Source organism: Streptosporangium sp. NPDC000239 (genome assembly GCF_040300765.1).
Lineage (GTDB): Bacteria > Actinomycetota > Actinomycetes > Streptosporangiales > Streptosporangiaceae > Streptosporangium.
Genome location: NZ_JBEPEI010000034.1, coordinates 1 through 12,929, shown reverse-complemented (window position 1 = coordinate 12,929; position 12,929 = coordinate 1). Strand labels below are relative to the sequence as shown.

Genomic DNA, 12,929 nt, shown 5'->3' with positions numbered 1-12,929 from the left:
GCCGGTGAGTGACCAGCAGACGATCGACGCCGCGCTGGCAGGCGACCAGGCCGCGTGGGACGCGCTGGTGACCCGCTTCTCCGGCAGGCTCTGGTCGGTGGCCCGCGCCCACGGCCTCAGCGCGGCGGACGCCGCGGACGTGGTGCAGGGCACGTGGCTGCGGCTGGTCGAGAGCCTGCACACCATACGCGACCCCGAGCGGATCGGTTCCTGGCTGCTCACCACGGCCAGACGTGAGGCCTCTCTCCTGAGCAGGCGCACCCGGGGCGAGCGGCTCGTCGCCGACCCCGCCGCCGCCGAGCGGGCCGAGCCCGGCCCCTCGCGGGCCGACCACGCCGTCCACCCCGATCCGGCGTTGACCGTGCTCTCCGCCGAAGAGGGCCGCCGGCTGTGGCGCACCGTCGAGACGATGCACGAGCCCTGCCGTTCGCTGCTCCTGCTGATGGCCACCGCGCCGGACGCGGGGGTCCACCAGCTCGCCGTACGGCTGGGCATGCCCAGCGGCAGCTACGGCCCCACCAGAGGGCGCTGCCTGAACCGGCTACGCACCATGCTCACCGCCCAGGAGGCGCAACCGTGACCACCCGCCGTCCCCCCGCGATCGACGACGAGTCCCTGGTCGCGGCGCTCCGCCTGGCCGCGGGGAAGGACCCCGTCCCGGCACACGTCCTCTCGGCGTCCAGGGCGGCCTTCGGCCTTCGGGTGCCCGGCGCCTCGACCGCGATCCCGGTGTCCACGCCCGCCCCGGCCGGCGTGCGGTCCGCCGAGGGGGCACGGCTGCTGCGCTTCAGCGCCGCCGGTCTCGTCGTCGAGCTGGAGATCGTCCCCGTCGACGGCCTGGTCGACCTGGCGGGACAGGTCTCCCCCCTCCCCGAGGCCGGCACGACGGTCGAGGTGCGCACCCCTCACCTCACCGCGTCGCGTGAGCTGTCCGCGACGGGCCAGTTCGCCGTCACCGGGTTGCCGCCCGGCTGGTTCAGCGTGGTGTGCAGGCGTCCCGGCCACAGCCCGGTCGTCACCAGCTGGACCCGGATCCGTCCCTAGGTGGTGCCGGACGAGGCGGTCGCCGCCGCGGAGCTGGCGCTGGAGACGTCCGGCAGTGACCCCGCGCGAGCCGGAGAGCTGGCACGTGAGGTGTTGCGCTCGATGACGGTCCCCGACGAGGCCGCCACGATCGCCCATCGGGCTCTGGCGCTGGCCGCCAGGGAGCTGGGAGATCTCCCACTGGCCGAGAGCCATCTGAGCAGGGCCGTCGGCATCGCGCTGGCGGCGGGGTTGCGGCACAGGGCGGCCCAGGCCCGTCTCTCCCTGGTCCACGTCAACGCCGAGCTCGGCCGTCCCACACAGGCCCTCACCGTCGCCGCCGCGGCCGAGCCGTACCTCAGGCCGGTCGAGGTGGCCAAGCTCGGGGTCCATCGGGCGGTGGCCCTGGCCAGGCTCGGCCGCTACGCGGAGGCCGCCGACCAGTGTGACCGGGCCGTCGGCCTGCTGGAGGAGGACCCCAGGTTCCTCGCCGGGGCCCTGCTGAACCGGGGGCTGGCGCGGGTCTTCCTGGGAGAGTTCGAGGCGGCGGAGTCCGACCTGGCCCGCTGCGCCGAGCTGACCGGCCGGGCCGGTCTCGACCATGTGGTCGCCCTCGCCGAGGGGAACCTGCCCTTCCTCGCTGCGCGGCGCGGCGATCTGCCCGCCGCCTTCGCCGCCTACCGGCGTGCCGAGGACAGCCTGTTCGGCTACCCGGAGCGGCTGGCCACGACGCGTTGCGACCTGGCCGAGGCACTGGTCGCCGCCCATCTGCCGGGCGAGGCGCGGGTGCTGCTCGACCTGGCGGTGCCCGAACTCATCGCGGCGGGCGCGCAGGGCGCCCTGGCCGAGGCCCTTCTGCTGCTGGCCAGGGCCGAGTTGCGCACGGGTGAGCCGCACCGCGCCCTGCAGACCGCCGAGCGCGCGGGCGCCGCCCTGACCGCGCAGGAACGCGCCGCCCTGGTGCCGCTCACGACGGAGATCGCCCTGAGGGCCCGGCTGGCTCTCGGCTCACCGACCCGGGAGTTGCTCACCGAGTTGCTCGCCTGTGCCGATGACCTCGACGAGACCGGGCACGCGGAGGTCGCCGGAGAGCTGAGGCTCACCGCCGCGGAGGTCGCGCTGCTGGTCGGCGACCGCTCGGCCGCCGACGGCCAGCTCGACCGGCTCACCCGTGGTCCCAGAGTGGTCTCCCGGCACGCCTCGGCGCTGAAACGGGAGCTCGCCGGAGACAGGCGTGGGGCGTTCGCCGAGGTCAGGGCCGGCCTGTCCGAGGTCGCCGCCCGTACGGCGACCGCGGAGGACCCTCGGGTCCGCGCCCACGCGGCCAAGGCCGGTGAACCGCTGGCCGAATTCGGGCTCACACTGGCCCTGCGCACCGGGCGGGGCCGTACGCTCCTGGCCTGGGCCGAGCGGTGGCGGGCCGTCGCGGGTGGTTCCGGACGGTCACGGGTTCCCGGCGTCGCGGAGCTCCGGGCGGCGCTCGGCGACGCGGTCCTGGTCGAGTTCGCCAGGAACGGCGACGAGCTGGTCGCCGTCGCGGTCTCGCCAGAACGGGTCTCGCTACGCCGTCTCGGCTCCTTCTCCGCCGTCGCGGAGGCCGTTGTGCGGCTCAGGTACGGCCTGCGCAGGGCGCATCTGCGCGATGGGCGGGCGGCAGACGTCGCCGGGGAGGCGGCCCTGCTCGAACGTCTGCTGCTCGATCCCCTGTCGGGAGTCCTGGGTGACAGGGCGCTGGTGGTCGTACCGACCGGGGCGCTGCACACCCTGCCGTGGCCGGTCCTGCCGTCGAACTCCGGGCGCCGGGTCTCGGTGGCCTCCTCGGCCGCTTCCTGGCTGGCCGGCGGGCGGGTGCGGGCCGCGGGGGCGGGGAGGGTCGTGGTGGCCGCCGGACCGGGGCTGCTGCACGCCGAGGCGGAGGCGGAGATGGTCGCCGCCCGTCATCCCGGTGCCGAGCGGATCCCGGCGCTGCGTCCCGAGGTGGTCACGGCACTGCCCGGGACCGGGGTCGCGCACCTGGCCGCGCACGGCACGTTCTGCTCCCGCAGCCCGCTGTTGTCCGGCATCGATCTTGAGGATGGCAGACTGATGGCCTACGACCTGCTTCGGCTGCGCGTTCCGCCCAGGCTGGTCGTGCTTTCGGCGTGTGACGCCGGGATGGCCCATGCCCCCGCGGACGGAGCTCCGCTGGGGCTGGCGGGTGCCTTCCTGTCGCTGGGGACGCAGTGCGTGGTGGCCAGCCTGGTGCCGGTACGCGACGAGGAGACCCTCGACCTGATGACGGTCTTCCACGAACTGCTGGCCGCGGGCCACTGCCCCGCCCAGGCACTCGCCACGGCGAACGCGAAGACGGGGGTGGCCGGTTTCGTCTGCCTGGGGTACGGCGATCAGCCGGTGGCGACGGGCCGCGCGAGGTCGGCGACCCAGTTGGACCAGGAGCCGACGTAGAGGGCGGCCGGGATGCCCGCGACGTCGAGCGCCAGCACCTCGTGGGCGGCCGTCACGCCTGACCCGCAGTAGGCGCCGACCCGCACGCCGGGGACCGCGCCGAGCGTGTTGAACCGCTCGCGCAGGAAGTCGGGCAGGTGGAAACGCCCGGAGGGGTCGACGTTCTCTCCGGTGGGGGCGCTGACCGCGCCGGGAATGTGCCCCGCGACGGGATCGATCGGTTCGACCTCTCCCCGGTAGCGCTCCGCGGCGCGGGCGTCCAGCAGAACCCCCTCCTTGGCGAGTTCGGCGGCCTGGTCCGCGTCGAGCACGGGCATCCCGCCGGGGCGGGCGGTGAAGTCGCCCTGGGCCGTCTCCTGGTCGCCCTCGGCGAGAGGCAGCCCCTCGGCGGTCCACGCGCGCAGGCCGCCGTCCAGGACCCGGACGTCCGGATGGCCGAAGTGGCGCAGCGTCCACCAGGCCCGGGCGGCGGCGGTCGAGTCGGCCTCGTCGTAGACCACGACCGTACGGGAGCCGGAGACGCCCAGGCGGCGCATGGCCTCCTGGAAGTGCTCGGCGGAGGGCAGCGGGTGACGGCCCCCCTCCCCCGCGGGGGCGGCGAGGTCGGCGTTCAGGTCGCAGAAGACGGCGCCGGGGATGTGCCCCTCGCGGTAGGAGTCGACCCCCGGAGGGCCGCCCAGCTTCCAGCGGACGTCCAGGATCGTCGCCCCGGTCAGGGCGGACAGCTCGGACGGGGTGATCAGCGGGCTCATCGGGTGCTTACCTCCAGCAAGGGAACATGCTGCTCCGCGGTGGTCAGGGAGCCGTGGACGCCGACGAACGACGACTCGAACGGCTCCCTGACCGAGGCGGTGATCGCACAGTCGGTGTACGGCACAGCCAGGACGTCGCCGATCCTGAGCAGCCAGTCCGGCCGCACCTGGGGCCCGAACCAGCCCGACTCGACGGCTTCCTGCCGGGAGACGACCCACGCCCTGCCCGCCAGGAGCTCACGCCAGGTGCCGAGCACGGCCTGTGTGGCGCCTGGGGCGGTGTAGATGTGCCTGACCCGGGTGTCGCCGCCGAGCAGGGCCACGCCCTCGCGCAGCGCGGCGCCGCGTTCCTCCGGGCCGTCCACGTCGATCAACTCGGTGACGTTGACCATGCCGTGGTCGGCGGTGACGTACATCGCGGCCCCCTGCGGCAGGGTGCCCGCGAGCCGTTCGGCGAGTTGGTCGACGACGGCGAGCCGGTCGAGCCACTGCGGGGAGCCCCAGCCGAACCGGTGGCCCGCGGCGTCGAGGTCGCCGTAGTAGACCGTCACGTGGGAGCGGGGGCGGGTCAGGGCCACGCGCGCGCCCTCGACCCGGTCGTCGAGTGCGTCGGCGCCGAAGAAGTCCGTGCCCCGGTAGACGGCCCGGTTGAACGCGGTCGGCCCGAACGCGGACGGGGCGACGTAGCTCACGGAGACGCCGGCCGCCGCGGCGCGTTCGAAGACGGTCGGGGTCGGCTGCCACTCGTCGGGCGGGACCGTCGGGCCCGCCGAGGTCCAGCGCAGGCAGTTGAGCAGATGGCCCGTGCCGGGCATGGCGAGCTGGTAGCCGAGCATGCCGTGCTCGCCCGGCGGCAGGCCGGTGCCCAGCGTGCCGAGGCTGGTCGCGGTGGTCGCGGGAAAGCCCGCGGTGAGCACCCTGGCCCGTCGCGCGGACAGGAACGGGGCCGCCTCCGGGTGGGCGTCGAGCAGTTCGGCGCCCAGGCCGTCGACGAGGAACACCAGGACGTGCCGGGCGGCTTCGAGCCCCAGCGGGTTGCCGTGGCCGTCCACCCCGAGCACGGCCAGCAGTGAGCGGGACAGGTCGGCCAGGGAGGCCGTGCCGTACGCGGGGAGCAGCGGGGCGGTCATGAGGCGGCGTGGGCGGTGGCCTCGGAGAGCGCCTTGGCGAAGGCCAGCACGTGTGAGACGGCCTCGGGGCCGTCGGCCGCCTCGCTCACCCTCAGGGACAGGTCGTCGGCCGTGATGGCGCCGGTGTATCCGTGGTCGGCCTCGCAGTTCTCGTCGCCGCAGGTCGCGGGCTCGAGGTCCACGTGGGAGATGGCCCCCCAGCCGATGGTGAGGGTGACCTCGTTCGGCGGCACACCCGGCACGTAGGAGGCCGGGTCGGGGACGACCCTGGTCACGGCGACCGACTGGATCCTGCTCAGGCGCACGGCCTCGGTGGTCGTCGAGGCGTGCGAGACCGAGACCCCCTCGACCGGCGAGTGCTCGTCGGTGTGGCAGACCAGCAGGCGGGTGGGGGTGAGCACCAGGACGGTGACGTGTCTGCGCACCTCCATGGCGGGGTCGAAGGTGGCCTCGTGGTGCACCACGTAGGCGCTCACCTGCTCCTTGCCCAGGGCGGAGTCGACCGCGTCGGCGACCAGGTCGGGATAATAGCCGCTGCGATCGATTGCCTCGCGCAGACCGGCGGCCGAGAGTCGGGTTTCCCTCATGGGTCCATCCTGCCCTGTCCCGGGCGGCGCTTTCACCTGGAGCCCGTGAGGTTCGGCCATCGGCGGAAAGACGCTCCCCGCGAAATGCGGTTTCCCTGAAGTAGCTAAGCGGTTAATTCGGTTTTTTGGCGTTAATTGCATTGGTAAGGCGGCGGCGGGGTTTTCATCACCACCCACGCCCCGCCCAGCCGAGACGGCGCGGCCCCGCGTCCACCCGCGGTCCGTGCTGACTGCTCAGTACGGCGCGCGCCCCGAGAACGATCACCTCCGACTCCCCGACCAGCACCGGATCGAGGTCGAGCCTCGACACCTCGGGAAGGTCGTCGGCCAGCCGCCCGACCCGGACCAGCAGCTCCTCAAGCGCCTCGACCGCGACCGGCGGGTAGCCGTACTCGCCGAACAGCAGCGGGGCCGCGTGTGGCGACCTGACCAGCGCCGCGGCGTCCTGCGAGGTCAGCGGCGCCAGGCGGTAGGCCTCGTCGCGCAGCAGGCGTGCGGTGACCTCGCCGAGCCCGAAGGAGACGACGGCGCCGAAGGCGGAGTCCTCGATGACGCTGACCACGGTCGGCACCGCGGGCTGCGGGACCATCCGTTGCACCGCGAGCACCGCGCCCCGGCCGAGCTGCTCCTTCAGCCCCGCGAAGGCCTCGCGCACCCCGTCCGGACCGGTCAGGCCGAGCCGTACGGTCCCGGCGCGTTTGGCCGCCTCCGGGTCTGCCGCCTTCAGCACCACCGGCCAGCCGAGCCGTTCGGCCGCCTCGACGGCCTCCTCGGGGGAGTCGACCACCTCCGCGGGCCACACGGTCAGGCCGTAGCAGGCCAGTAGTTCGGAGGGGTCGATCTCGACGTCCTCCTCCGGCCCCTCGCCGTTCCCGGCCCGCTCCAGCCTGGACAGCACCAGCCGTCGCGCGGCGGCCGTGTCGACGCCCTCGATCTCCTCGGGCACGCCCGGGGACCGTTTGCGCCAGCGGGCGTGCCGTACGGCGTGGGCCAGGGCGCGGACCGCCTCCTCGGGAGCGGCGTAGGACGGGATCGAGCCCCGTTCGGGCACCGCGCCGGTCCGCAGCCCCGGCGGCACACCGATCCTGCCCTCGAAGGTGGCCAGCACCGGCTTGCCGCAGTCGCGGGAGGCCCTGAGCAGTTCGGCCGCGACCTCGTCCGCCGGGCCGGGGATCGGCGGCATGTAGATGACGACGACCGCGTCCACGTCCTGGAGCACCGAGGTCAGCGCGGCGCCGAACTCGGCCGCCCCGGCCCTGGCCCCGAGGTTGACCGGCGGCGCCGGGTCGAGCCCGGCCTGCACGCAGGCGTCCGCGGCGAGCAGCGCGAGCGCGTCGGAGTTGCCGACCAGGCCGACCCTCGACCCCTTGGGCAGCGGCTGGTAGGCCAGCAGCTGCGCGACGTCGAACTGCTGGATCAGGTCGTCGACCCGGATCACCCCGGCCTGCTCGAACAGCGAGCTGAGCGCGGTGTCCGGCAGGCCGAGCACCGGCGCCGCGTGCCCCCTGGGCACGTTCTGGGTGGTGCCGCCGCTCTTGACGACCACGATCGGCTTGCGCCTGGAGATGCGCCGCGCCAGGCGGGCGAACTTGCGGGGGTTTCCCAGGGACTCCAGGTAGAGCAGGATCACATCGGTCCTGGGGTCCTCCTCCCAGTACTGCAGCAGGTCGTTGCCGGAGACGTCGGCCCGGTTTCCCGCCGAGACGAACGAGGAGATCCCCATGCCCCGCTGGGCGACCCGCTGCAGCAGCGCGGTGCCCAGGGCGCCGGACTGGCTGAAGAAGCCGACCCTGCCGTGGCCGGGGACGGTCGCGGCCAGCGTGGCGTTCAGCCTGATCGCGGGGTCGGTGTTGGCGATGCCCAGGCAGTTGGGGCCGACGACGCGCAGGCCGTACGCGCGGGCGATGCGGACCAGTTCGTCCTGCCGATCCCGCCCCTCCTGGCCGGTCTCGCCGAACCCCGAGGAGACCACGACCAGCCCGCGCACCCCCTTCTCCGCGCACTCCTTGACCACCTCGATCACCCCGTCCGCCGGTACGGCCAGCACCGCGAGGTCCACCTCCCCGTCGATGGCCGTCACGCTCGGGTAGGCGCGCACCCCGGCCACCGCCCGCGCCTGGCGGTGCACCGGGTAGACGGGGCCGGTGAAGTCGGCGGCCAGCAGGTTGCGCAGCACGGTCTGGCCGACGCCGCCCGGTTCCCTGCCCGCGCCGACGACCGCGATCGACCCCGGCGAGAGCAGTCGTTCGATGGAGCGGGACTCGGCCCGGTGCTCACGTGAGGCGGTCACCTCCTGGGAGGTCTCGGTCGGGGTCAGGTCGAGGATCATCCGTACGACGCCGTCGGCGAAACGGCTCTGCGCGGTGTATCCGGCCTGCTGGAGCACGGCGGTCATCTTGCGGTTGGCGGGCAGCACGTCGGCGACGAAGCGGGTGATGCCCCGTTCCCTGGCCGTCTCCGCCAGGTGTTCGAGCAGCACCGAGGCCACTCCGCGTCCCTGGTGCGCGTCCTCGACGAGGAAGGCGACCTCCGCCTCCCCGGGATCGATCCGGTCGTAGCGGATCACCGCCACCATGTCGGCGCCGATCGTCGCGATGAGCGCGACACGGTCGACGTAGTCGACGTTGGTGAACCGGGTGACCTCACGCTCGGAAAGACGGGGTCTGGGGCCGAAGAACCGGAAGTAGATCGACTCTTCGGAGAGCCGGGAGTAGAACGAGCGAAGCCGTTCCGCGTCGGCGGGCCTGATCGGTCGTACGTGGGCGGTGCCGCCGTCGGAAAGGACGACGTCCGCCTCCCAGTGAGCGGGATACTGAGCAGCCTCCACAGTCCTGAGAGTAAACGTCAGACGCGTATGCCAGATCAGCAGGGCGGTTCGCGTCCTGTTCACGCAACGCTTGTGCATCGACTATGGCGCGCTATCCGGTCCGGACCCCATACCCTGGCCGGAAGCTGTTAAGTTTTTCGCGGCTAGAGGCACGTCAGCATCGAAGGCAGCAAGGCGGTGACATCATGACGCGGGTGGTCGTGGTGGGCGATCTGATGACCGATGCGGTCGCACGAGCTCGCTACCCATTGGCACGAGCCAGCGACACACCGGCGATCGTCACCATGCACGGCGGCGGCTCCGGGGCCAACATAGCCTCCTGGCTCGCGGTCGAGGGCGCCGAGGTGGCCTTCATCGGGCGTAGGGGTGCCGACATCACCGGCCGTAACCGCGACATGGAGCTGATGGGCTACGGGGTCGACGCCCGCCTTGTCATGGACCCCGAACGGCCTACCGGCACCTGCGTCGTGCTCGTCACCCACAAGGGCGAGCGCACCATGCTGTCCGACCCGGGTGCCAACGCCGCCCTCTCGCCCGAGGACCTGCCCCGTGACCTGTTCACCCAGGGCGCTCATCTGCACCTGTCCGGTTACACCCTGATCAACGAGGGTTCCCGCGAGGCCGGTCTCGCCGCCCTGGAGATGGCCCGCCGCTCCGGGATGTCGGTCTCGGTCGACTGCTCCTCCTCCGCCCCGCTGGAGCGGACCGGCGCCGAGCCGTTCCTCGAATGGACGCAGAACGTCAAGCTGCTCTTCGCCAACGCCGACCAGGCCAAGGTCCTGACGGGCCGTGACGACCCCGCCGCCGCAGCCAAGGTGCTGACCGCCTGGTTCCCGCAGGTCGTCGTCAAGCTCAGCGACGAGGGCGCGCTGTGGTACACCAACGGCCGCGCGGAGCCTGTCCAGGTGCCCGCCGAGGCCGTCGAGCGCGTGGTCGACGGGACCGGTGCCGGTGACGCCTTCACCGCCGGGTTCCTACCCGCCTGGCTGGAGAACAAGCCGCCCGCCGAGTCTCTCGCCGCCGGCTGCCGCCTGGCCGCCAAGGCCATCTCCCACCTGGGCGCCCGGCCCCGCCTCTGACCCCTTCTTCTCGGGGTACGGCCCGGCACGGGCCGTACCCCTGTTCGTCTACGCCGTGACCGCGAGGGTGAGCGGAAGCACCGCGGGGGCCCCGGCGTGGCGGAGCATGGCCGCCGCGAGGGTCAGGGTCCAGCCGGTGTCGAGACGGTCGTCGACCAGCAGCACCGGCCCGCCCGTACGCGCGACGGCCTCGGTCAGCGCGGAGGGCATGGCCAGCGTGGCACGGACCGCCTGGACCCGCTGGGCGCTGTTGAACTGGCGGCCGGGGGTCCCCCGGCGGTATCCCAGCTCTCCCAGGTAGGGCAGACGCCCCACCTGGGCCAGCCGCTCGGCCAGGCTCCCGACGAGCTGGGGGCGGCTTGCGGAGGGGATCGCGACGACCGCGGCCGGGCGGTGCCGCCACTCCCAGTGGGACAGCACCGTGACCACGGCGGCGAAGACGTCGTCGGGGATCGGGCCGTCGGGGGCGCCGTCGGCCAGCAGCCCGCGCAGCCTGTTGCCCCAGCCGATGTCGGTCAGCCTGCCCAGCGCCCTGCCCGGTTCGGCTCCCAGCTCGGGTTTGATGCGCCCCTTGAGGTCGCTCAGCCCGCTCGGCCACTGCTTGCGCGCCTCGATCTCGACTCCGGGGCGGTTCAGGCTCTCCGCCGCCCGCTCGACCGCCCGCGCGTCGACCTCGGGCGAACGGTGCGCGCCGGTGCAGTTGTCGCAGCGTCCGCACGGCGTGGCGGTCTCGTCGTCGAGCCGCCGCCTCAGGAACCACTCACGGCACTCGGTGGTCTCCAGGTAGTCGAGCATGGCCCGCTGCTCGGCCTCGCGTTCGGCCGCCACGCGGGCGTAGCGGCCCGCGTCGTAGGCCCACTCCTCGCCGGTCGCCTCCCAGCCCCCCTTGACCCTGCGCACCGCGCCGTCCACGTCGAGGACCTTGAGCATCGTCTCCAGCCTGCTGCGGCTGAGATCGACCCGGTTCTCCAGGGCCGCGGTCGACAGCGTCCCGCCCTCCGACAGGGCGTCGAGCACGGCCCGGACCACGGGCTCGGGAGGAAAGGCCAGCGAGGCGAAGTAGGCCCAGATCTCCCGGTCCTCGGCGCCGGGAAGCAGGATCACCTCGGCGCGCTCGACCCCGCGACCGGCCCTGCCGACCTGCTGGTAGTAGGCGACCGGGGACTGCGGCGCGCCGACGTGGACGACGAAGCCGAGGTCGGGCTTGTCGTAGCCCATGCCGAGGGCCGAGGTCGCGACCAGCGCCTTGACCTTGTTGTCGAGCAGGGCCTGCTCGGCGGCGAGCCGTTCCGCCTGCTCGGTCTGCCCCGAGTAGGACAGCACCTCGTGCCCCTGCTCGCGCAGGTAGGCCGCGACCTCCTGGGCGGCGGCGACGGTGAGGGTGTAGACGATGCCGGAGCCGGGCAGCTCGTGCAGCGTCTGGGCGAGCCAGGCCAGGCGTTGCTCCGGGCCGCGCAGCCGTACGACGCTCAGGTGGAGGCTCTCACGTTCGAGGGCGCCGCGCAGGACGAGGGTCTCGCCGCCGGAGTGCGCGTCGTCGGCGCTGAGCTGCTCGGCGACGTCGTGGGTCACCCTGGCGTTGGCCGTCGCCGTCGTCGCCAGGACCGGCACGCCCTCGGGCAGCTCCTGGAACAGCGTGCGCAGCCTGCGGTAGTCGGGCCTGAAGTCGTGGCCCCAGTCGGAGATGCAGTGCGCCTCGTCCACGACGACCAGGCCCGCGCTCTCGGCCAGCTCGGGCAGGACCCGGTCACGGAACTCGGGGTTGTTGAGCCGTTCCGGACTGACCAGGAGCACGTCGACCAGGCCCTCGGCGACCTGCCCGTAGATCTGCTCCCACTCCTCGGGGTTGGCGGAGTTGACGGTGACCGCGTTGATCCCGGCCCGCTCCGCGGCGGCGATCTGGTTGCGCATCAGGGCCAGCAGGGGGGAGACGATGACCGTGGGGCCCTCGCCGAGCTCACGCAGGAGCGCGGTCGCGATGAAGTAGACCGCTGACTTGCCCCAGCCCGTCCGCTGCACCACGAGCACCCGGCGCCGGTCCACGACCAGCGCCTTGATGGCCTCCCACTGGTCCTCACGCAGCCGGGCGTGCTCACCGGCAAGGGCCCGCAGCCGCTCCTCTGCCTCTTCGCGCAGCATCTGCTCTTCGCTCACCGGCCTATTGGTACCAGGTCGGGGTGACCGTTTCACTCCGCCCGCCCTTACCGGCGAAGCGAGCATTGGGAGCGTCCTTCTCCTTTCCCCACGGAGTGGCCTCCGTCTCCGTTCAACGGGCCGACCCGGTTCCACGTCGTGGTTTGATGCATCTCAGCTATGGACGTCACAACGTGGTACCTCGAACAGACCTCGCGCTCGGACCTGCTCCCCGCCGGACGGCCCGCGATCGAGGCCGGCATCGTGCGCGCCGAGGTCGTCTCCCCTGAGTTCAGCAGGTTCCTCTACACGGCCGTCGGAGGCGACTGGCAGTGGACGGACAGGCTGCGCTGGACCTGGCGGGAGTGGGAGGACCTGCTCGGGGGCGGTGTGGAGACCTGGGTCGCCTACCACAGGGGCACACCCGCGGGCTACGTCGAACTCACGCCCGGCCGGGACGCGTCAGTCGAGATCACCTGTTTCGGCCTCATGTCCTGGGCGACGGGCAGGGGGCTGGGTGGTCGTCTTCTTGAGGTCGGCACGGCCCGCGCCTGGGACCTCGCCGACCGTCACGAGGACCGCGAGCCGACCCGGCGGGTGTGGCTGCACACCTGTTCCCTCGACGGCCGGCACGCCCTGGCCAACTACCGGGCACGGGGCTTCCGTGTCTACGACGTCATACACGGCGCTCCCGGGGACGAGGACGAGGGGGTCACCCCCGGCCCCTGGCCCGGAGCGGGTCCCCGCTCCCCCACGACCGAGGGCCCGCGAGACGGCGACCGCCGGGAGTGTCGGCCACGGTGAGTATGGTGGCGAGACTCCACACGATGTACGGTCACGTCGATCGGGGCGAAGCCCCGATCATGATGTAGCCCCCCCCCCGGGCCGGCCGGGGGGGGGGGGGAGGCGAGGGTAGGGGCACAGGGGAGGTAGAGAAGTGTTGTAAAAGGTGG

10 protein-coding genes are annotated in these 12,929 nt (G+C 73.1%); 5 read left to right on the top strand and 5 right to left on the bottom strand.

The window, feature by feature from the left end; translation table 11 throughout:
* The first annotated feature begins 4 nt into the window (after nucleotides 1-4).
* The 3 genes from ABT340_RS41130 to ABT340_RS41120 are packed head-to-tail and all read left to right on the top strand — an operon-like array spanning nucleotide 5 to nucleotide 3,468.
* Nucleotides 5-580, top strand: a complete 576-nt coding sequence (locus ABT340_RS41130) for an RNA polymerase sigma factor (RefSeq protein ID WP_352016374.1) — start codon at nucleotides 5-7, stop codon at nucleotides 578-580.
* Nucleotides 577-1,044, top strand: coding sequence for a hypothetical protein (locus ABT340_RS41125; protein WP_352016373.1), 468 nt, complete (start codon nucleotides 577-579; stop codon nucleotides 1,042-1,044). Before ABT340_RS41130 ends, ABT340_RS41125 begins: the two co-directional genes overlap by 4 nt.
* Nucleotides 1,045-3,468 (top strand): CHAT domain-containing protein, encoded by a 2,424-nt coding sequence (locus ABT340_RS41120; protein WP_352016372.1) that lies wholly within the window; start codon nucleotides 1,045-1,047, stop codon nucleotides 3,466-3,468. It begins immediately after the preceding gene.
* On the opposite strand, the gene ABT340_RS41115 is transcribed toward ABT340_RS41120, so the two are convergent.
* The 4 genes from ABT340_RS41115 to ABT340_RS41100 form a co-directional block, all read right to left on the bottom strand.
* Nucleotides 3,408-4,220: a sulfurtransferase gene (locus tag ABT340_RS41115; protein ID WP_352016371.1), complete on the bottom strand. Its 813-nt coding sequence runs from the start codon at nucleotides 4,218-4,220 to the stop codon at nucleotides 3,408-3,410. The two genes, ABT340_RS41120 and ABT340_RS41115, sit on opposite strands and share 61 nt — an antisense overlap.
* Nucleotides 4,217-5,350 carry an alkaline phosphatase family protein gene (locus ABT340_RS41110; protein ID WP_352016370.1) on the bottom strand — a complete coding sequence of 378 codons (1,134 nt, stop codon included), beginning with the start codon at nucleotides 5,348-5,350 and terminating at the stop codon, nucleotides 4,217-4,219. The genes ABT340_RS41115 and ABT340_RS41110 overlap by 4 nt, the downstream gene beginning before the upstream one ends.
* Nucleotides 5,347-5,937 carry a DUF5998 family protein gene (locus ABT340_RS41105; RefSeq protein ID WP_352016369.1) on the bottom strand — a complete coding sequence of 197 codons (591 nt, stop codon included), beginning with the start codon at nucleotides 5,935-5,937 and terminating at the stop codon, nucleotides 5,347-5,349. The genes ABT340_RS41110 and ABT340_RS41105 overlap by 4 nt, the downstream gene beginning before the upstream one ends.
* 166 nt (nucleotides 5,938-6,103) lie before the next feature.
* Nucleotides 6,104-8,764 (bottom strand): bifunctional acetate--CoA ligase family protein/GNAT family N-acetyltransferase, encoded by a 2,661-nt coding sequence (locus ABT340_RS41100; protein ID WP_352016368.1) that lies wholly within the window; start codon nucleotides 8,762-8,764, stop codon nucleotides 6,104-6,106.
* Nucleotides 8,765-8,949: 185 nt separating this feature from the next.
* On the opposite strand from ABT340_RS41100, the gene ABT340_RS41095 reads away from it, so the two are divergent.
* Nucleotides 8,950-9,843 carry a carbohydrate kinase family protein gene (locus ABT340_RS41095; protein ID WP_352016367.1) on the top strand — a complete coding sequence of 298 codons (894 nt, stop codon included), beginning with the start codon at nucleotides 8,950-8,952 and terminating at the stop codon, nucleotides 9,841-9,843.
* A gap of 48 nt (nucleotides 9,844-9,891) precedes the next feature.
* On the opposite strand, the gene ABT340_RS41090 is transcribed toward ABT340_RS41095, so the two are convergent.
* Entirely contained in the window at nucleotides 9,892-11,982 is a 2,091-nt protein-coding gene (locus ABT340_RS41090; protein ID WP_352016427.1) for a RecQ family ATP-dependent DNA helicase, read from the bottom strand.
* Between the two features lie 174 nt (nucleotides 11,983-12,156).
* Between ABT340_RS41090 and ABT340_RS41085 the strand changes: the two genes are divergently transcribed.
* Nucleotides 12,157-12,780: a GNAT family N-acetyltransferase gene (locus ABT340_RS41085; protein ID WP_352016366.1), complete on the top strand. Its 624-nt coding sequence runs from the start codon at nucleotides 12,157-12,159 to the stop codon at nucleotides 12,778-12,780.
* Nucleotides 12,781-12,929: the final 149 nt, after the last annotated feature.